General features: G+C 66.0%; 14 protein-coding genes. 9 read left to right on the top strand and 5 right to left on the bottom strand.

Annotated elements, in window-relative coordinates:
- Positions 1-97 precede the first annotated feature (97 nt).
- Genes CLD20_RS06490 through CLD20_RS06480 form a run of 3 tightly spaced genes read left to right on the top strand, consistent with a single transcriptional unit; the run spans position 98 to position 8,294 of the window.
- Complete coding sequence (locus tag CLD20_RS06490; RefSeq protein ID WP_224405779.1) at positions 98-5,566, top strand: alpha-2-macroglobulin family protein; 5,469 nt, start codon at positions 98-100, stop codon at positions 5,564-5,566.
- A gap of 22 nt (positions 5,567-5,588) precedes the next feature.
- The gene (pbpC, locus tag CLD20_RS06485) at positions 5,589-7,682 is read left to right on the top strand and encodes a penicillin-binding protein 1C (RefSeq protein WP_224405778.1); all 2,094 of its coding nucleotides are present in this window, start codon (positions 5,589-5,591) and stop codon (positions 7,680-7,682) included.
- A 33-nt stretch (positions 7,683-7,715) separates the two neighbouring features.
- Positions 7,716-8,294 (top strand): HD domain-containing protein, encoded by a 579-nt coding sequence (locus CLD20_RS06480; protein WP_224405777.1) that lies wholly within the window; start codon positions 7,716-7,718, stop codon positions 8,292-8,294.
- Positions 8,295-8,318: 24 nt separating this feature from the next.
- Here the strand turns inward: CLD20_RS06480 and CLD20_RS06475 are convergent, their stop codons facing one another.
- Positions 8,319-9,758 (bottom strand): homospermidine synthase, encoded by a 1,440-nt coding sequence (locus CLD20_RS06475; RefSeq protein ID WP_224405776.1) that lies wholly within the window; start codon positions 9,756-9,758, stop codon positions 8,319-8,321.
- Between the two features lie 388 nt (positions 9,759-10,146).
- Here CLD20_RS06475 and CLD20_RS06470 point away from each other — a divergent pair, with 388 nt between their 5' ends.
- The gene (locus CLD20_RS06470) at positions 10,147-12,198 is read left to right on the top strand and encodes a tetratricopeptide repeat protein (RefSeq protein WP_224405775.1); all 2,052 of its coding nucleotides are present in this window, start codon (positions 10,147-10,149) and stop codon (positions 12,196-12,198) included.
- Here the strand turns inward: CLD20_RS06470 and CLD20_RS06465 are convergent.
- The 3 genes from CLD20_RS06465 to CLD20_RS06455 form a co-directional block, all read right to left on the bottom strand.
- On the bottom strand, positions 12,133-12,657 hold the full coding sequence (locus tag CLD20_RS06465) for a flavin reductase family protein (RefSeq protein WP_224405774.1): 525 nt from the start codon (positions 12,655-12,657) through the stop codon (positions 12,133-12,135). The genes CLD20_RS06470 and CLD20_RS06465 overlap by 66 nt on opposite strands.
- Before the next feature lie 209 nt (positions 12,658-12,866).
- Positions 12,867-13,901, bottom strand: coding sequence for an HWE histidine kinase domain-containing protein (locus CLD20_RS06460; RefSeq protein WP_224405773.1), 1,035 nt, complete (start codon positions 13,899-13,901; stop codon positions 12,867-12,869).
- Between the two features lie 515 nt (positions 13,902-14,416).
- Complete coding sequence (locus tag CLD20_RS06455; RefSeq protein ID WP_224405772.1) at positions 14,417-15,199, bottom strand: response regulator; 783 nt, start codon at positions 15,197-15,199, stop codon at positions 14,417-14,419.
- A gap of 321 nt (positions 15,200-15,520) precedes the next feature.
- On the opposite strand from CLD20_RS06455, the gene CLD20_RS06450 reads away from it, so the two are divergent.
- The 5 genes from CLD20_RS06450 to CLD20_RS06430 all read left to right on the top strand — a co-directional run bounded on the left by CLD20_RS06450 (position 15,521) and on the right by CLD20_RS06430 (position 20,119).
- The gene (locus tag CLD20_RS06450) at positions 15,521-16,012 is read left to right on the top strand and encodes a GFA family protein (protein ID WP_224405771.1); all 492 of its coding nucleotides are present in this window, start codon (positions 15,521-15,523) and stop codon (positions 16,010-16,012) included.
- Between the two features lie 194 nt (positions 16,013-16,206).
- A complete protein-coding gene (locus CLD20_RS06445; RefSeq protein WP_224405770.1) occupies positions 16,207-17,157 on the top strand; it encodes an ABC transporter substrate-binding protein in 951 nt (316 codons plus the stop codon).
- Between the two features lie 146 nt (positions 17,158-17,303).
- Entirely contained in the window at positions 17,304-18,077 is a 774-nt protein-coding gene (locus CLD20_RS06440; protein ID WP_224405973.1) for an ABC transporter permease, read from the top strand.
- A 27-nt stretch (positions 18,078-18,104) separates the two neighbouring features.
- A complete protein-coding gene (locus CLD20_RS06435; protein WP_224405769.1) occupies positions 18,105-18,896 on the top strand; it encodes an ABC transporter ATP-binding protein in 792 nt (263 codons plus the stop codon).
- Positions 18,897-18,982: 86 nt separating this feature from the next.
- Positions 18,983-20,119 carry a beta family protein gene (locus CLD20_RS06430; protein WP_224405768.1) on the top strand — a complete coding sequence of 379 codons (1,137 nt, stop codon included), beginning with the start codon at positions 18,983-18,985 and terminating at the stop codon, positions 20,117-20,119.
- Here CLD20_RS06430 and CLD20_RS20365 read toward each other — a convergent pair.
- Entirely contained in the window at positions 20,082-20,675 is a 594-nt protein-coding gene (locus tag CLD20_RS20365) for a sce7726 family protein (RefSeq protein ID WP_224405972.1), read from the bottom strand. The two genes, CLD20_RS06430 and CLD20_RS20365, sit on opposite strands and share 38 nt — an antisense overlap.
- Positions 20,676-20,679: the final 4 nt, after the last annotated feature.

The raw sequence follows: 20,679 nt of genomic DNA, 5'->3' as shown, positions 1-20,679 counted from the left end.
CCGCCTTTCGCCGCCCGAAACCCGATCCGCCTTTACCGCCCCCGCCTCGCCCAGTATGGTCCGCGCCGGGGTGGGGCGGTTCAACTGGGAGCGTCAGATGCGCACCGGAACGTCCATTCTGTCGGCGGCATGCGCCGGCATCCTCGCCCTTTCCGCCGCCTTCTTCTCCCCGCCCGCCGCGGCCGAAAAGAACCTTCTCGTCACGGAGGGCGCCGATTATTTCGGCGCCGATTACGACGTCGTGAAGGATGTCGGGCTTGCGGCCTGCAAGTCCGCCTGCCTCGCCGATGATCGCTGCAAGGCCTTCACCTACAACACCTCCGCCGGCTGGTGCTTCCTGAAGGAGGGCGTCGGCGAGCTGCGCGCCGTCGGCAGCGCCATTTCCGGCCGTGTCGTGGAAAGCGCCGTCAATGCCCGCTCGCTGGCGGAAATGCGCACCGCCGAGCTCTCCTTCCTGCCCGCCGGCTTCCTCGACGAGGCGCGCCGGCTCGTCGGCAGCCTGAAGGAGGGCCCCTCCGGCTTCTCGCTCGACCAGACGCTCGCGGAGGCGGAGAACGCCGCCGCCGGCGGCAATTATCTCCTCGCCACCGAGCGGATGAAGGCGGGACTGCGCATCGCGCCCGATCGCCCCGACCTGTGGCTGCGGCTGGCCGCCTTCGCCGCACAGGCGAATTCCGACGACTGGCAGGTCCGCCAGCGGCTCGAGGAGGAGCGCACCGCCGCCGCCGTCAACGCCTATCTCAATGCCGATGCGCCACGCGAGCGCGCCGCCGCCCTCGCCCTTCTCGCCCGCTCGCTCGGCGCGCGCGATCAGTGGAAGCCGGCGATCAAGGCTTATCGCGGCAGCCTTGCCCTGGAAGAATTGCCGGATGTGCGCGCCGCCTATGAGCAGGCGCTCGCCCAGCACGGCTTCCGCATTGTCGACCATCAGGTCGATTCGGACGCCGCCAATCCGCGCATCTGCCTCAATTTCTCCGACGCCCTGCCCGCGATCCGCACGGACCTCGCCGATTTCATCTTCGTGGAGAACGGCGACAACCTCTCCGTCGAGGCCTCCGGTTCGCAGATCTGCATCTCCGGCGTTGCCCATGGCCGCCGCTACCATATCCGTGCCCGCGCCGGCCTGCCCTCCGCCGATGGCGAGGAACTGCAGAAGACCGCCGAGCTCGGCATCTACGTGCGCGACCGCTCCCCCTCGGCGCGCTTTTCCGGCAACGCCTATGTCGTGCCCGCCGGCGGCAGCGCCACGCTTCCCGTCACCACGGTCAATACGGACCAGATCGAGGCAGAGCTCTACTTCATCCCCGACCGCGGCATCGCCGGCACGATGCGCGACGACCTCTTCCTCAGTCAGCTGCGCGACTGGCAGGCCGAGGAGATCGAGAACGCCAAGGGCGAGAAGATCTGGAAAGGCGCCGTCGAGGTCGAGAACACGCTGAACCGGGAGGTCGTCACGGCGATCCCGATCGGCGAGCTCGTCTCCACGCTTCAGCCGGGCATCTACGTCCTCCGCGCCTCCGCCCGGAACGAGCAGGAGAGCTGGACTCCCGAGGCGACCCAGTGGTTTCTGGCAAGCGATCTCGGCATCGCCACGCTCTCGGGCAATGACGGCCTGCATGCGAGCCTGCGCGCCCTCGGTACGGCCGCGCCCGTGGAAGGCGCGAAGCTCCGCCTCGTAGCGAAGAACAACGAGGTTCTGGCCGAAGCCGCGACCGACGCTTCCGGCCAGGCAAGCTTCGCCCCGGGCCTCGTGCGCGGCACCGGCGGCATGGCGCCGGCGATCCTCGTCGCCGAGACGGATGCGGGCGACTACAATTTCCTCGACCTGTCGAAACCCGCCTTCGACCTCACCGACCGCGGCGTCGAAGGCCGCGCCGCGCCGGGCCCGGTCGATGTCTTCGCCACGACGGAGCGCGGCATCTACCGCGCCGGCGAAACGGTCTATCTGACGACGCTCGCCCGCAACGGCCGCTCCGAGGCGATCGCGAACCTGCCGCTGACGGCAAAGCTCTTCCGACCGGACGGCAAGGAGGATCGAAGTATCCTCCTGGAGGATGAAGGCCTCGGCGGGGCGCTTGCCGAAATCGATCTGTCGGCGAACGCCATGCGCGGACAGTGGCGGGCCGCCATCTACACCGACCCGAAGGGCGCTTCGGTGGCCGAGACGAGCTTCTTCGTGGAGGATTTCGAGCCGGAGCGCCTAGACTTCGAGCTTCAGACCGCAGCGCAGGCGATCGATCCGGCAAGCCCGCCCGAGATCACGGCCGAGGCGCGCTTCCTCTACGGCGCGCCCGCCTCCGGTCTCGACGCCGAGGGCGAGGCGATCGTTTCCGCCAGCGACACGATCGAGGCCTTCCCCGGCTACCGCTTCGGGCTAGCCGACGAGGAATTCCAGACGCTGCGCGAGCCGCAGGGCGGCCTCGTCACCGACGGGGAGGGCCGGCTCGATTTCCGCCCGACATTGCCCGACGGAATGGTCTCATCCAGGCCCCTTGAGGCGGCGATCAATATCCGGGTTGTCGACACCAGTGGCCGCCCCGTCGAGCGCAGCCTGAAGCTCCCCGTCGAGGGCAACGCCCCGCGCATTGGCATCAGGCCAGCTTTCCAGGGCGAGGTGGACGATAACTCCGACGCGGCCTTCAGCGTCATAGCCATCTCGCCTGAGGGCGAGCGCATCGCCGCAGAGGATCTGACCTGGACGCTGTCGAAGGTCGACCGCGACTATCAATGGTACCGCTCCAACGGCGAATGGAACTACGAGGTCCTGGAAACGCGCCGCCATGTCTCGGACGGCACGGCGCGCGTCGGCGTCGAGGCGCCGGCCGCCATCTCCGCCCCGGTCGAATGGGGCAAATACGAGATCGAAGTGGCCTCGAAGAGCGGCGACCTCCTACCGGCAAGCTTCACCTTCGAGGCAGGCTGGTATGCCGCGCCGAAGACGCTGGAAACGCCGGAATTTCTGAAACTCTCGCTCGACAAGGAGCGCTACCGCATCGGCGAGACGGCGGTGGTGCATCTTGAGCCGCGCTTTGCCGGCATCGCCCAGGTGATGGTGATCGACGACCGGCTGATCGCGACGAAATCCGTCGAGGTTTCCGAAGGCTCGGCCGAGATCGAGCTGCCCGTCACCGAGGATTGGGGGCCCGGCGCCTATGTGACGGCCGCCCTCTACCGGCCGATGGATATCGCCGAAAAACGCATGCCGGCCCGCGCCCTCGGCCTTTCCTGGGCGAGCGTCGAAAACGAGGCGCAGCGCCTCAACGTTTCTCTTGAGGCGCCTTCCGAGGCAAAGCCTCGCGGCACCTTTGCGGCGAGCATCTCGATCGCCGGCCTCGCCGAAGGCGACGAAGCCTATGTCACGCTAGCTGCCGTCGATCTCGGCATCCTCAACCTCACCGGCTTCGAAACGCCGGATCCGGAGGCCTTCTATCTCGGCCAGCGCCGGCTCGGCATGGAGATCCGCGACGTCTATTCGGCGCTGATCGACCGCTTTGCCGGCGCGCCGGGCCGCGTGCGCACCGGCGGCGACGCAGCCCTCGCCCGCTTCGAGGGCCCCGCCCCGACAGAGGAGCTCGTTGCCTGGCATTCCAGCGTCGTCCGCCTTGGCCCGGACGGCAAGGCGAGCTTCGACGTGCCCGTCGGCGACTTCAACGGCACCGTGCGGCTGATGGCCCTCGCCTGGAGCGAGAAGGGCGTCGGCCATGGCGAGAAGGACGTTCTCGTCCGCGATCCGGTGGTCGTCTCCGCCGCCCTTCCCCGCTTCATGGCGCCGGGCGACACCTCGCGCATCGCCCTCGATATCGCCCATGCGGAAGGTCCCGCCGGCGAGGTCTCGGTGACGGTGACGAGCAGCGACGAAAACGTCGTGCGGCCCGCTTCCGCTCCGCTGACGACCGAGCTCGCCGAAGGCGGCCGCGAGCAGCTTCTCGTCCCTCTGGACGCGATCGCCGAGGGCGATGCGACGCTCTCCGTGGCGCTGACGACGCCGGCCGGCGAGGTTCTTGAAAAGAGCCTTGCCCTCACCGTCCGCGACGGCGAGCCGGAGATCCTGCGCACCTCCTTCATCAGCCTTGCGCCCGGCAGCTCGGTCGATCTCGACGGATCGATCCTCGACGGGCTGAAGCCGGGCTCGGCCGGGCTTCGCGTCTCCGCCTACGGCGCCGGCCGGCTCGACGTGCCGGCGATCCTTCGAAAGCTCGACCGCTACCCCTATGGCTGCGCCGAGCAGCTGACGAGCCGGGCCCTGCCGCTCGTCTACCTCAACGAGGTCTCCGACGCGCTCGGCATGGCCCGCGACAAGGCGGCGGACGAGCGCATCGAGAAGGCGATCGAGGGCGTCCTCGCCTATCAGAGCTCGTCCGGCAGCTTCGGCCTCTGGCGGCCGGGATCGGACGATCTCTGGCTCGATTCCTACGTCACCGACTTCCTGAGCCGCGCCCGCCGTGCCGGCTACACCGTCCCGGAGACGGCCTTTTCCATCGCCCTCGACAACCTGAAGAACCGCATCGCCTATGCTCCGGACTTCTCCGATGCCGGCGAGGACATCGCCTATGCCCTCTACGTGCTCGCCGAGAATGGCAGGGCGGCGATCGGCGACCTGCGCTACTACGCCGAGACCAAACTCGACGATTTCGTCACGCCGCTGGCAAAGGCGCAGATCGGTGCCGCGCTGGCGCTCTACGGCGACCGCTCGCTGTCGAGTTCGATCTTCAGCCGCGCGGTTTCAGACCTGCGCGGCGTCAACGACGAGGGCTTCCGCTTCGATTACGGCTCACGGCTGCGCGATGGGGCGGCGATCCTGACGCTCGCCTCCGAAAGCGATATCGACAGCGTCGACCTGCCGCTTCTGGCGAGCTTTGTCGCCGACGAGCGCCAGGCCCAGAGCCGCACTTCCACGCAGGAGGATGCCTGGTCGCTGCTTGCCGCCAACGCCCTGATGAAGGGGGCCGTGCGGCCGGAGCTTTCCGTCGGCGGCGAGCGCTTCGACGGGCCGATGTCGAAGAAAGTGGACGAAGCTGCCATCCGCGCCGGCCTTTCGGTCGAGAACCGCGGCGCAGCGCCGGTCGATGTGGCCATCAGCGCCACCGGGCGCTCGCTCACCTCCGAGCCGGCTTCCGGCAACGGCTACATGATCGAGCGCGCCACCTACACGCTTCAGGGCGAGCCGGTAGATCCCGCCAATGTGGCGCAGGGCGATCGGCTGGTCGTGGTTCTCACCGTCACCGCCGATGCCGCCGGCTCCGGCAACCTCATCCTCGACGACCCGCTGCCGGCGGGCTTTGAGATCGACAATCCGAACATCCTGCGCGGCGGCGATGTCGGCGCGCTCGACTGGCTCGATCTCTCCACCGAGCCGGCGCATACCGAGTTCCGTGCCGACCGCTTCATCGCGGCAATGGAGCGCTCGCAGAGCAACGCCACGCGCTTCAGCCTCGCCTATGTGGTGCGGGCCGTCTCGCCGGGAGATTTCGCCCATCCGGCCGCCACCATCGAGGACATGTACCGGCCGGAGCTGAGGGCCCGCACCAACAGCGGCCGCGTCCATGTGGAGGGGCCGCTGCGCTGAGCCGGGCCCAGAGAGACGCGCGATGAGGCGCGCGATCAGGCGGGGCCTCGCACGACCGGCCATGGCGGGGATTGCGCTGGCCTGCGCGATGTCTCTCGCCGCGCCGGCCGGGCTCCGTCTTGCCGTCGTTTCCGTGGATCTGCCCGACCTCGACCTTGCGACCTCGACGCTGGTGGTCGACCGGAACGGCACGCTGCTGCGCCCCTTTCCGATCGGGACCGGCATCTGGCGGCTGAAGGTCGGAAGAGACCAGGTCGATCCGGTCTTCTTCCGGCTTCTCAAGACCTACGAGGACCGGCGCTTCGACGAGCACCACGGCGTCGATCTTCGCGCCCTCGCCCGCGCCGGCTGGCAGGCCGTGACGAGCGTCGGCATCGTTTCCGGCGGCTCGACGCTGACCATGCAGGTGGCGCGTCTCCTTTCCGGCGAGAACACGCGCAGCCTCGCCGGCAAGCTCCGTCAGATCCTGCTGGCGCGGGCGCTGGAGAACCGTCTCTCCAAGGACGAGATCGTCGGCCTCTATCTCCTCGCCGCGCCCTATGGCGGCAATATCGAGGGCGTCAGGGCCGCCTCGCTCGCCTATTTCGGCAAGGAGCCGGGCCGCCTCACTGCCGCCGAGGCCGCCCTCCTCGTCGCCATTCCCCAGTCGCCGGAGGCGCGCCGGCCGGACCGGCACGCCGAAGAGGCCCGCGAGGCGCGCGACCGGGTGCTCGCCCGCGCCGCAAGGGCCGGCGCGCTGCGCATCGAGGTGGCCAAGGAGGCGATCGGCTCGCCCGCCCCCTCGGCGCGAAAACCTTTCCCCATGCTCGCCGCTCACGTCGCCGCTGAAGCCGCTGAAAGAGCCCACGAAAGCGCCGCTTCGGCGCCGGGCGCGGCGGAGGAAATCCGCCTTTCCATCGATGCCGGCCTGCAGCAGCGTCTGGAACGTCTGGCGGCGAGAGCCGCAAAGAGCCTCGGCCCCCGCGTCAGCGTGGCGATCCTCGCCGCCGACCACGGCACCGGCGAGATCCTCGCCTCCGTCGGCTCGGCCGATCCGCTCGGCTTTGCCCGCGCCGGCTTCATCGACATGACCAGGGCCGAGCGCTCGCCGGGATCGAGCCTGAAGCCGCTCATCTACGGGCTTTCCTTCGAGCTCGGCCTCGCGCATCCGGAAAGCCTCATCGAGGACCGGCCGACTGCCTATGCCGGCTATGCCCCGGCGAGCTTCGACGGCGAATACCGCGGCACCGTCACCGTCCGCCGCGCCCTGCAGCTCTCCCTCAACGTGCCGGCGGTGACGCTCCTGGAAGAGGTGGGTCCGACGCGGCTTCTCGCCCGCATGCGCCGCGCTGGCGTGCGCCCTGCCCTTTCCGGCATCTCCCCGCCGGGGCTTGCCATCGGCCTCGGCGGGCTCGGCGTCACGCTGGAGGATCTCGTCACCCTGTCGGCGGCGATCGCCCGCGGCGGCGAGGCGGTGAAGCTCCGCCTAGATCCGGCCGCGCCGAGACAGGAGCTCGGCCGCATCCTTTCCCCCGCCGCTGCCTGGCAGGTCGCCGACATCCTGTCCGGCGCCCCGACGCCGCTCGGCGCCAGGGCCGACAACATCGCCTTCAAGACCGGCACCTCCTGGGGCTATCGCGACGCCTGGGCCGTCGGCTTCGACGGCCGCCATGTCGTCGGCGTCTGGGCGGGCCGCGCCGACGCCACCCCGGTGCCGGGCCTGGTCGGCATCGAGGCCGCCGCTCCGATCATGCTGGAAGCCTTCTCGCGGCTCGGGCCGACGCGGCGCATGCCGCCGCCGCCCGCCGGCATCCTTCAGGCGCGGAGCGCTGCCCTGCCGCCACCGCTGCGCTTTGCCGGCCGCGGGGAGGAGGCCGCCACGCCCGCCCCCGAAATCGCCTATCCGCCGGACGGAGCGCGCATCGATCTCGGCCTTTCCGGCGGCGCGCCGCAGCCGCTGGCGATCAAGCTGCGCGACGGCGCCCCGCCTTTCACCTGGTTCCTCGACGGCAGGCCCGTGCAGCGCACCGCCTTTCGCCGCGAGATCACCCTCCGCCCCCAGGGGCCCGGCTTTGCCGATCTGATGGTGCTCGACCGGGCGGGCAAGGCCGCCCGCGTGCGCATCTTCCTTGAATAGAGGGGCAGGCCGGAGTACCTCGCTTCAAGTCCCATGCCGCGCCCATCCTCCGACACGCTCTTTCTTGCCCGCGCCTTCGCCTATGCCACGCGTTGCCATAGCGGCGCCACGCGCAAGGGCTTTGTCGGCGCGCCCTATATCGACCATGTCGCCGAGGTCGCCGCGCTTCTCGCCGAGAACATCGAGGGCGCCGCCGCCGACGTGATCGTGGCGGCGATCCTGCACGGCACGGTGGAAAAGGGCGGCGCCAGCCGCGAGGAGATAGCCGATCTCTTCGGCGAGCGCGTCGCCGGCTGGGTGGACGAGATGACCGACGACGAGAGCCTGCCGCGCGCCGAACGGATGCGCCGCCAGGTGGAGCACGTTGCCACGGCCTCCCGCCCCGTCCGCCTGATCGAGCTTGCCGACAAGACAAGCAACCTCGCCGAAGTCGCCGCTTCTCCTCCAGAAGGCTGGTCGGCGGAGCGGTTTGCCGAATATGTCGAATGGGGCGCGGAGGTCGCCAACCATTGCCGCGGCATCGACGAAGGGCTCGAGGCACGCTTCGACGAGGCGCTCGCGGCGGCCCGCGAGACCGCCATACGCCTCGGCAAGGAGGCGCGCGGCGCCTAGATCCCTACGTCGAGAGGCGTCCGCTCAGTCGTGCACCAGCACGTTGCGGAACTGCCAGGGGTCGCTCTCGTCGATATCCTCCGGAAAGAGCCCCGGCCGGTCGCTCAAGGGCGTCCAGTCGGTGTAGTGGCCTTCGACCGGTCCGAGATAGGGAAGCTGGACTTCCAGGCACCGCCGGAAATCCATCTCGTCGGTCTCCACGATTCCCGCCTGCGGGTTCTCCAGCGCCCAGGCCATGCCGGCGAGCACCGCCGAAGTCACCTGCAGGCCGGTGGCGTTCTGGTAGGGGGCGAGGTCACGCGTCTCCTCGATGGAAAGCCGCGAACCGTACCAGTAGGCATTCTTGGCGTGGCCGTAGAGAAGGACGCCGAGCTCGTCGATGCCGTCCTCGATCTCGTTCTCGTCGAGGATGTGATGCGCCGGCTGCGCGGTTCCGGCCTGGCCGAACATCTCGTGCAGCGACAGCACCGCATCGTTCGCCGGATGGTAGGCGTAGTGCACGGTCGGCCGGAATTCCGGCTCAAGCCCCTCGCCGACCGAAAAGTAGTCGGCGATGGAGACGCTCTCATTGTGGGTGACGAGGAAGCCGTACTGGGAGCCGGGCGTCGGGCACCAGGTGCGTACGCGGGTGTTCGCCCCCGGCTGGAGCATGAAGCGCGCCGACTGGCAGCCCGTCTTCTGGTGGCGCATATTCGCCGGCTGCCACGTCTCGTGCGTGCCCCAGCCGAGTTCGGCCGGCTGCATGCCTTCGGAAATGAAGCCTTCCACCGACCAGGTGTTCCAGAAGACGTTGAGGGGCTTGGGATGCTTGGCGCGCTGCGTGTCGCGCTCGGCGATATGCACGCCCTTCACGCCGACATCGCGCATCAGCTTCGCCCAGCCGATCCGGTCGTCCTGGGAAGGCTCGCTATAGGCATGGCCGGTCGCCTCGGCGATGTCGGTGAGCGCCTTCTTGACGAACCAGGAGACCATGCCGGGATTGGCGCCGCAGCAGGAGACGGCCGTGGTGCCACCCGGGTTGTTCGCCTTCTCGTCGCGCACGGTCTGGCGCAGCGCGTGGTTCGTGCGCATCGCCTGGTCCATGCCGCGGTCGAAATAAAAGCCCGGCCACGGCTCCACGACGGTGTCGATGTAGAGGACACCGAGTTCGCGGCAGAGCTTCATGATGTCGAGCGACGAGGTGTCGACCGAAAGGTTGACGCAAAACCCCTGCCCCTCGCCCTCGGTGAGGAGCGGCGTCAGCAGCTCGCGATAATTCTCGCGCGTCACCTCCTGCTGGAGGAAGGTGACGCCGCGCTCGTCGAGGAGGCGGCGGTCGGCATCGTCCGGATCGATGACCGTGAAGCGATCCTTGTCGAATTCGAAGTGCCGCTCGATCAGGGGCAGCGTGCCGCGGCCGATCGAGCCGAAGCCGATCATGACGACGGGGCCGGTGATGGTGCCGTGGACGGGCCAGACGGACATGGGTGCGCTCCTTGCGGGCAATGGCGAGCAAAATTGCAGGCCTCCGTTTTCACGAAACCGCGGCAAGAGGCAAGCAGGCAGGAGAGAAAAGGCGCCGCAGGCAGGCTGCGCGAAGGATGCAACCCTGCCGCGCATTTTCACTTGCCCCCGCCAATTTGTTCTCTTATTGTTCCGGCTATTGCAACAGCCGGGGGGCGTGGTTGTGGACACTCCTGCTTTCGATCCCGCAAGCGCGATAACGCATCTTGGGGTTTTCTTCTTCTCGGGTTTTCTCATTCTCAGCTTCGCGTGGTCGATCGCCGCGCGTTTGCTTTCGTGGGTCTTCGCCCGGCTAAGGCCGTGGCTGGAGCGTCTGTTCGACACCTCGAAGGCCGCGATTGGCCGGACAATGCGGCGCCGACGGGGCTTCAGGCTGATCCTTGCCGATCTCGCCGGGGATACGGAGGGTGGGCAGACCGCTCTGGTCGCCGAGGCCCTTTCATCGATACCCGTGCTGAAAGTCGCACGAATCTCCGCCCCGGCGGGGTGGAAGTTCGCTGGCCGCATCGAGATGGAGAGGCAGGCGCAGGAGCTTCTGCGTGCGCGAAAGGCAGACGTCCTCGTCTTCGGCCGGGTGGAGCGGGCCGCGGGATGCCTCTCCATCAACTTCCTCGGGCGCGACTTCGGAATGGATCGCTACGAGCTTGGCACGGTCGAGTTGCCGACCGGTTTCGACGCCGGCCTCGCGCCCTTCCTCGTCAACATGGCTCTGACCCGCGTTACCCTCGCCGGACAGGACGACGTTCCCCTCCTCCTCGACTGGCTGTTGCCGCAGACACTCCAGCTGAAGGCGCTATGCGAGGCGATGCCGGGATCGCTCTCCAACCCGCAGCGCGCCGGCCTTCTGCATGCCGTTGGTCAGTCGGCCGCGCTGGTCGCGCGCCTGACGGACGACATCAACGGCCATCACCTGGCCCTCGCCTCGTACCGCCACGCGCTCGACGGGCTCGACCCTGAAGCCGTTCCTCTCCAGCGAGCGGGCACGCTCAATGCCCTCGCCATCGCCCTTCGGCACCTCGGCCAGGACGAGAACGACCCGGCGCTTCTGGAGGAAGCTGTCGCGACCTTCGGCCGGGCGCTCGAAGAACGACGACGCGACCTCGTCCCCTTCGACTGGGCCGAGACGAAGCTGGAATGCGGCACGGCCCTTGCGCTGATGGCGGAGCTCGAAGGACCAGCGCGGCTGGAGGAAGCGGCAGCATCTGTTCGCGAGGCGCTGGAGGAGTATCGCCCCGAACGGGCTCCCGTCCGATGGGCAACGGCGCAGATCGCGCTCGCCCACATCCTCCAGCGGCTCGGCAGGAACACACCGACCGCCGAGCCGATCGAGGAAGCCGTCAGGATCGCTCGGAAGGTCCTCGCCGATCTGCCACCGGAGCGGGCCCCCTTCGCCTGGGCGCAGGCGAACACCACACTCGGTCACGCGCTCGAGCACCTCGCCGAAAGGAAGGGCGACCCCCTCCTTCTTGTCGAGGCGGTCGAGGTCTATGGCCAGGCGTTGAAGAAATGGCCGCGCTCACGGCTGCCCCTGCGCTGGGCCGCGACGCACGCCAATGTCGGCAACGTGCTGTGCCGGCTCGCCGAATGGAAGGACGATCCGGAGACGCTCCACCTCGCGATCGCCTGTTACCGCGAAGCGCTGCGGGTCCAGCGGCGCGGAACGCACCCGCTTTCCTGGGCTGCGACCCAGAACAGCCTCGGCCTTGCATTGCGTCTTCTCGGCGAGAAGAAGCGGAGCCGGCGGCATCTGAAGGCAGCAATCTCCGCCTATCGCCGCGCCCAGGAAGAGTGGACGCGCGATCGCGTTCCGCTCGACTGGGCAATGGCGGAGATGAACCTCGGCGTCGCACTTTGCGTCCTCGGCCAGCAGAGGCGCAGCACGCGCCTTGTGCGAGAGGGAATCGCGGCCTTCTATCGCTCGCTGGAGGAGCGGCCGCGCGAGGAAATGCCCGTGGAATGGGCGGAGAGCCAAGGCAGCATCGCCAAAGGCCTGCGCGCCATCGGAGAAATCGAGAAGAGCCCGCAGAAACTAACGGACGCCGTGGCGGCCTATCGCGCGGTTCTCGAAATCCACGATCCGGACAAGTCGCCCTATGACTGGGCACAGGAGCAATGGCGGCTGGCCACGTGTCTCCTTTCGCTCGCCAGGATGAAGCACGGCATCGCCGAGTTTTCCGAGGCGCAGAAGGCCTTCGAGACGGCCGCGAAAGCCTACCGGCTGGCCGGCGCATATCGTCACGAGGCAGCCTGCGACCGGATGCTGGAAGAGATCCGCGTCGAGCTGGAAAGGCTGGAAGCGAGGGCGGCCGCCGGTGGATCGCTGCCTGGCCGGCTCCTACCAGAAATCCGCCACCTTGTGCGCCGCGCCCTCCGGCTCGGTCGCAAGGTGGTGGTAGGCTGATGCGTAGTAGAGGAGCGGCTCGCCCTCGAACGCCTCCATGGCTCGGATATGGCCGAGGAAGAGCGAATGGTCGCCGCAATCGTGCCGGTCGTATGGATCGGCGAGGATATGGGCGATCGCGCCCTTCAGCACCTTCGCGCCGTGGAAATCGATGAACTCGCTCGTCACGTCTTCCGCCGGCCGGCCGGCGAAGAGATTGCTGAGTGGTTCCTGCTCGCGGGAAAGGAAACTGATCGTATAGCGGCCGGCCGCTTCCATGACGGCGTGCATGCGCGCCTTTCTGGCGACGGCGACGACGGCAAGCGGCGGGTTCATCGAGCCCGACAGGAAAGCGTTCGCCGTCATGGCGCGCACGCCCGCATCCGTCTCGGCCGCGATAACCGTGACGCCGCTGGCAAAGCGCGACATGACGGAGCGGAAAAGCTTCGGGTCGATGGCGGGAAGCGCCGTCTGGTCCATTTCCGGTCCTTTGCTGGAAGCGCCCGGCAGCCGGGCCGCTCGGAGCCTATCTAGGGCCCTCTGTCTAGGCCATTAAGGGCCGCCGCCTCAATCGGCCCGCCCTGCGGCCTGTTCGGTCCGCCTCCGCCGAGCCGCGCAAGGCTTGCCGCGCCGTTCGCCGCCTCCCCCGATCCGGGAGAGGTTCAAGGCCTCAAGGCGCAAGCGGCGTCCTAGGAAATAAGCTGAGTCCTGGCGAGCGTCAGCTCGTAGCAGAGCCCGTCCTGCTCGAATTCGAGATCCGCCGCGCCGCCGACCGTCGTCGGCACCACCTCGCACAGCATGACGACGCCGAAACTCTTCGCCTTCGGCTGTTTCACCGGCGGGCCGTTGCGCTCGCACCAGGAGAAGCGATAGCGGCCATGATCGCCCTCCACCTTCTCGAAGGCGACCTCAACCCGTCCCTCGTCGGAGCCCAGCGCCCCGTACTTGATGGCGTTGGTGGTCAGCTCGTGCAGAGCAAGGCCGAGATACTGCGCCGCATTGGGCCGGAGGAACCCATTGACGCCCGAAAGCTCCACCTGGCTGAGGCGCGTCTCCGCATAGAGCGCGATCTGCGAGCGCACGAGATCGAAAATGCGCGCCCCCCGCCAGTCGGCCTCCGTCAGCACGTCATGCGCGCGCGACAGCGAGAAGATGCGGCCATTGAAGCGCGAGACGAACTGGTCGGTGGAACTCGCATTCTCAGCCGTCTGCCGGGCGATGCCCTGGATGACGGCGAGCAGGTTTTTCGAGCGATGCGCGAGCTCGCGCATGACGATGCGGAGATGCTCTTCCTGGATCTTGCGCTCGGTGATGTCGATGAAGGCGCCGATCGTCGCCGCGACGGTCCCGTCCTCGCCGAATTCGGGCACGAGAAGCATGTCGTACCAGCGGGGCGTGTCGGGATCGAGCGGAAGGGAAATTTCGAGCTGCTGCAGTTCCCCGGTCTTCCTCGCCTCGTGCTTGGCGGCGACGACGCTCTCCACCGTTTCGGCCGGAAAGACATCCGCGTCGCCCTTGCCGAGGATCGCCGATGGGCTGAGGCCCTCCGGCGCGTTGAACACCCAGTTGAACAGGCCGTCGGCATCCTGGGAGAAGAGCGAGATCTGAGAGCCGCGCAGCACCTTCGAGCAGCGCTCCCAGAGCGCGGCCTTGGCGACATGGCTGACCCCGACCGCCTTGCCTGCCTTGTCGCGCTGAGCGTTGTCACGCGGGGGTGTCGTCACGGACAGTGGCACCGGAAAACCATGGAGTGATCTTTAGCGAGCGAGTATCGCTGGCACAACGTGAGCCGGGAACGCCGGTTCCCGACTGCAGGCGTGAAGTTTTGCCGCGCAGCTGCGCGGCGCGAAAGGCCTTTTTTGATCATGGGGGAATATTTCTGAAGCGGATGGCAGATCGATCCGCACAAAAAAGAAGGCCTCCCGGGGTGGGAGGCCGCCTTTGCCACTGTCGCCCCGGAGTTGCCGGGCGGCGCGGCAGTTGACGGAAACGGCGGACGCTGGGGCAAAGGGGGGGAAGAGGAGGCGCGCCCGCCGTTTCCGTAACTTTCGCTTGTCCCCGATAACGGTGGGGCTCCGCGAAGGTTCCGAAAAAAGTTGGCGGGAACGATATTTTTTTGGAGCCAAGCCAGAACCGACTGAATCGGCTGGCCTTTTTGGAGATAAGTCTCTCCCAAAAAGCGAAACGCCGGACTTCAGGCCCGGCGTGCGCTGAAACAGAATTGGAAAACGGGCGGGCGTTAGCCGGCGCGGCGCTCGAAGAAGAGCGCCTGGCTGATCACCGCCTTCACCGTATCCGGCTGGAACGGCTTGGTGATGAGGAAGGCCGGCTCAGGGCGCTCACCCGTCAGCAGACGCTCCGGATAGGCGGTGATGAAGACGACGGGCACCGAGAAGGATTGCAGCATCTCGTTCACCGCATCGAGCCCCGAGGAACCGTCGGCGAGCTGGATATCGGCAAGGACGAGACCCGGCTGACGCTCCTTCACGGCCTGGATGGCTTCCGAATGGGTGCGCGCCACCCCGGTCACGCGGTGGCCGAGCGTGCGCACCAGCGTCTCGATATCCATGGCGATCAGGGGCTCGTCCTCAATGATGAGGACATCGGTCGCCACCTGTGCCGCGATCTCCTGGCCGGCCTGGTCGACGAGCCGCGAGACCTCATCTTCTGAGATGCCGAGGACCTCGGCGGTCTCGCCGGCGGAAAAGTCTTCCACCGACATCAACAGGAAGGCCTGGCGCGGCAGCGGCGTGATCGCCTCCAGCCGGCGCACGGAAGGATCGCCTTCCGGATCGATCGTCTCTTCCTTGAGGTTGATGTCGACCGAGTTCCAGTAGCGGCAGAAAGCCTTGAACAGCTCGACGCGGGGATCGTTCTCCGAATCGAAGGAGTCGGGATCGGCGACCAGGGCCTCCAGCACCGAAACGACATAGGCGTCCCCGCTCTTCTGCCCCCCGGTGAGGGCGCGGGCGAAGCGCCTCAGATAGGGAAGGTGCGGAGCGGTATTGGCGACGAGGGACATGGGGTCATCCTGAATGAGACAAACGGGCGATCGGGCGCATCACTCGCCGACCTCGGCCGTCCCGTTACGCCCTTTGGGGGGTGGTGCAACGCTACCGTTATGAAATGATTGCGGCAGCACTTGCAAGGCGACAGAGAGCGAAATGCGGCGGAAATAAAGGCATCCCGGGCCATTCCGTCAAGCTTTGAGACAGCGGCTATGCTGTGCCGGCTCAACTTCGGCGACACGCTCTGGCGGCGATCGCGCGATTTGGAACGCCGTCCCGCGCCCTGCGCCCACCCGGACAGGCTCTCGAAGCGAGAAGAAAAGGAGAGAATGAACATGCCGATGAAGCTTGAAGGTTCCTGCCGCTGCGGGGCCGTGCACTTTCGGCTCCACAGCCATACGCCGGTGCCCTACCAGCGCTGCTACTGCTCCATCTGCCGCAAGACGGCGGGAGGCGGCGGCTATGCCATCAATCTCGGCGGTCTGGCGGCCTCCCTGGAGGTATCGGGCCACGACGCGGTCTCCGTCTACCGGGCGGAGATCGAGCGAGACGGAGCCTGCGAGCTTTCCACGGGCGAGCGCAATTTCTGCCGACGCTGCGGGACCGCACTCTGGCTCTACGACCCGACCTGGCCGGAACTCGTTCACCCCTTCGCTTCGGCCATCGACACGGAACTGCCGACCCCGCCGCAAAGCGTCCACCTGATGCTCGCCTTCAAGCCCGACTGGGTCGTCCCGCAGGTCGGCCCGGAAGATGCCTGCTTCGAACACTATCCGGAAGCCTCCCTCGAGGACTGGCACAGGAAGCGGGGTCTGTGGATCGAATAGAGCGCGAGGAGCGGCCAATCGGCGCGCCGGGCCGGCCTCTTGCGCGGCCGCCAAGGAGGGGAGCGAAGCTCGGCTTGAATTGTCTATTCAATTAAGCAAGAGTTTGCCGAGGCGCACAAAAATGCGGCTGGCCTCCCTGCTGGGCACGGGCTATGGCCGTTGCTTGCGCGCATAGAAAAAGACGGAGGTGGAACATGCAGGGAAATTGCTTCGCAGCCGCGGCGCTCACAGCCGCTCTCATCGCCGCCGGACCCGCGGCCGCCGCAACCAAGGTGGCGATCGGCATGTCCGGCTGGACCGGCTTCGCGCCGCTGACGCTCGCCAAGGAAGCCGGGCTCTTTGAGAAGAACGGCCTCGACGTCGACATCAAGATGATCCCGCAGAAGGACCGGCATCTGGCGATCGCTTCCGGCGATATCCAGTGCGCGGCGACGACGGTGGAGACTTTCCTGATCTGGAACGCCAACGGCGTGCCGATCAAGCAGATCGTCCAGCTCGACATGTCGCACGGCGCCGACGGCATGGTGGTCCGCAACGACATCGAGAAGATCGCCGATCTGAAGGGCAAGACCGTCGCGGCCTCCGCGCCCGGCACATCGCCCTATTTCGTCCTCGCCTGGATGCTGAACGAGAACGGCCTCACCCTCGACGACGTGACCATCGCCAATCTGGAGCCGGCCGCGGCAGCGCAGGCCTTCGTCGCCGGTCAGAACGACGCCGCGATGACCTACGAGCCCTACCTCTCCACGGTCCGCAACAATCCGGATGCCGGCAAGATCATCGCCACCACGCTGGATTATCCGGTTGTGACCGACACCCTCGGCTGCACGCCGGACTTTCTCAAGGAGTACCCCGAGGCCGGCAAGGCACTGGTGCAGAGCTATTACGCCGCCCTCGAGATCATCAAGTCGGAGCCCGACAAGGCCTACGAGATCATGGGCAAGAACGTGAAGCAGTCCGGCGAGGAGTTCAAGAACTCGGCCTCCTACCTCGAATGGCAGGATGCGGCGGCCAACAAGGCCTTCTTCGACGGCGGCATCCAGGAATTCAACGAAAAGGCCGGCCCGCTTCTCCTGAAGATCGGCGTCATCAAGGAGATTCCGCCGATCGAGGACCTGGTCGATCCGAGCTTCGTCACCCAATAGCGGCGGAAAGCTGATCTTTCATGCCGCGTTCAAGCATTGAAACCGCGCCGGGGGAGCGTCAGGCAGCCTCCCCCGGCGCGGCCTCTTCCAGCCCAGACATCCCGGCCCCCGCCACGCTGAGCCTCGCCCGGCGCACGCGCCGCGCCATGCGCCCGCTCCAGCCCGTCGGGCCGGGCATGCGCGTCTTGCTCGGCATCGCCTTCTTCGCCTTCTTCGTCGCTCTGTGGTCCTTCGCCACCTTCGGCGGCTTCGTCTCGCGCACCTTCCTCGCCGATCCCTTCACCATGGTGGTGGAAGGCTGGCGGCTGATGACCGAATTCGGCTTCGCCTACGATATCGGCATGACGGTCTGGCGCGTCCTCGGCGGCTTCATCCTCGCCGCCGTTCTCGCCGTGCCGCTAGGCATCGCCATGGGCGCCTGGAAGCCAATCGAGGCTTTCTTCGAGCCCTTCGTCTCCTTCGCCCGCTACCTGCCGGCCTCCGCCTTCATCCCGCTCCTCATCCTGTGGGCGGGCATCGGCGAGACGCAGAAGCTCCTCGTCATCTTCATCGGCTCCTTTTTCCAGATCGTGCTGATGGTCGCCGTCACCGTCGGCGGCACGCGCCGCGATCTCGTGGAAGCGGCCTATACGCTGGGCGCCACCGATACCGGCATCGTGCGCCGCGTCCTCATTCCCTCCGCCGCGCCGCAGATCGCCGAGATCCTGCGCCTCGTCCTCGGCTGGGCCTGGACCTACGTTATCGTCGCCGAGCTGATCGGCTCATCGTCGGGCATCGGTCACATGATCGTCGACAGCCAGGCGCTCCTGAACACCGGCCAGATCATCTTCGGCATTATCGTCATCGGCGTGATCGGCCTCGTCTCCGACTTCGCCTTCAAGGCGGCGAACCGCGCCCTTTTCCCATGGAGCCTGTCATGACGAGCCTCTCATGACGGGGAGCAGGTCATGAACCCGCGACCACACGCGGCCCTTCGGGTCGAGCAGGTCTCGCGCACCTTTCCAGGCATGCGCGGCGGCGCGCCGACCCGCGCGCTGGAGCCCGTCTCCCTCGATGCGCCGGACAATTCCTTCATCACCATCCTCGGCCCTTCCGGCTGCGGGAAATCGACGCTTCTGAGGATCGTCGCCGGCCTCGATTTCCCGAGCCTCGGCCGCGTCACGCTCGACGGTCAGGAAGTGCACGGGCCCGGCCGCGATCGCGGCATGGTCTTCCAGTCCTACACGCTCTTTCCCTGGCTGACGGTCGCCGAGAACATCGGCTTCGGCCTGCGCCAGAAAGGCATGCGCGCGAAGGAACGCCACGAGATCGTCGAGGCCTTCGTCGACAAGGTCGGCCTGCGCGGCTTCCAGAACCACTATCCGAAGATGCTGTCGGGCGGCATGCAGCAGCGCACGGCGATCGCAAGGGCCCTCGCCAACGATCCGCGCATTCTTCTGCTCGACGAGCCCTTCGGGGCGCTCGACAACCAGACCCGCGGCCTGATGCAGGAGCTTCTTCTCGGCATCTGGGAGGCGGACAGGAAGACCGTCCTTTTCGTCACCCACGACATCGAGGAGGCGATCTTTCTGGGGAGCCGCTGCGTGGTCATGAGCGCGCGGCCGGGCCGCATCAAGGCGGACCTTGCGATCGACTTGCCGCATCCGCGCCACTACACGATGAAGACCAGCCCGGACTTCATGGAGATGAAGGCGCGGCTGGTGGAGGAAATCCGCGCCGAGGCGATCAAGGCGGGCTAACGCGGTTTGGACTGCCTCCATCGACAGAATGCACTTTTCTTCAGTATAATCATCACAAACGATTCCTATAATGCCAGGAAGCGGTGATGCTGAAGGTCGATCTCACCCGATATCACTATCTACCTTGCCTACAACTCTCTGAGCCCGAGCAGATCGGCTACTCCAATTTGAGTGACGAAGATAAAGACGCCATCCTTCCGATCATCGAACTAAGCCAAGTAAAGAACGAAGCCTCCTTCGATGACACGTTGAGCGCAACCACATCTATGATTGGCGATCTCTCGTTCGTTCTCGACCTATCGAAGGACCGAGCGCCACCAGCGTTTGTTCCGAAACAAAACCCGGATTATGCGAAGATTGAGAGAGTTCAAGAAGCGCAAAACCTTTACAATCAGGCACTTACTTCCCTACTGGCGCCGGACGATGGCTTCGCCAACTGGCGGCAACTGGTTGAAAAATTTCCGAAGGCCGTGCCGGTCTTGCAGTTCACGGACCTTGAGAGCCAAGACAAACAGGTACTGCGTCAAGCATCACAACTCGCCAAGGCGGGGTTTGAGCATCTAGCGCTAAGGATAACTCAAGAGACCAACGAGGCGGTATTTGCCACTGCGGGGCAGGTTGCGGCGATTCTCGACTCCCCTCTCCAATTGCTGCTGATTATTGATTGCGGACAAGGACGCCAACGAATTGCCGAGCGTGCAGAGTTTGCTAAACTCGCGATCGCTCGCGTAATGGAGGAAATGGAGCCCTCCCAAACTCTTCAATTGAATGCCGTCTGCGTGAGCGACTCCTACACCCAGCCGCCCGACGGAACCCCCAGATTGTACGAATCTCACTCCTGGGAGCTTTGGCGCCAAGCGAGCGAAACGTTTCCCTTTTTATTCGGCGACTACGGCGCGCACTACCGGCTAAAGAAAGCTAGCACCTACATGCCCGGCGATTGGAGAGCGCAAGTTGTTTACTCCCTACGCGAGGGGTGGATCACTTACAAACATCCAAATGCTCAAGATCCACAGGGCTGGATCGAGGGAGCGAAGAAAGTGCTAGGCGACTCCAACTGTGACAAAGAGAATGACTGCTGGGGAAGCCAACTACTTGAGGCAGCCGAAAGTGGGAATATCGAAGGCGCTTCGTCTGCGCGGTTCTGGCATGGTGCAAAAATAAATATGCATATACATCGCCAGATTAGGTATGCCGAGGAAGTGATGGGCGGCAGCGAATGACGTCGCGGACATGAGCACAAATATCTCTTTCAGATATCACTCTAATCGTACACTCGACCATAGCATCCTTGGTAATTGAGTGCACGATAGGAGAACCGGCGCGCCTCCCCACTTCAGCGATTTCTTGCTTGGATAATGCGTACAGCAGGGAGCGAACATCAACCCGTCGGTTACGTTTTGCCAATCGCTTAACCCGGAACTCACCACCGCAATTCCCTTCGTAAAGAATTATTCCCCACCAATGCGGTATTCTTGTGCGTGTTGCACGAAGGTGCTTTCGAGTTGTAACAATGCTTACGCGATCAAAAAAGCGCGAAAAAGCAGGCACCTGAACATTCAAGCGTCCGAGAGTGTCAGCATCGCTCTTTATCTCGAAGCCGACGAGCTCACCGTTCACCATCGCTAGGTCGATCCGCGCTGACGGGCGTGGCATCTTCAGCTCCTGAAGGAGTTCGGTAGAGCCATCATCTGGATGTTGAGAGCGCAGCCACGCAACTAGCGGGGCGCGAATACACGCATCACGTGTGATAGGATGGGTAGCTGGCTGAGAGTTCATGTGC

The organism is Afifella sp. IM 167 (assembly GCF_020144925.1).
GTDB lineage: Bacteria > Pseudomonadota > Alphaproteobacteria > Rhizobiales > Afifellaceae > Afifella.
The sequence above is the reverse complement of the archived record's forward strand: the minus strand, read 5'-3'. Positions and strand labels throughout refer to the sequence as shown.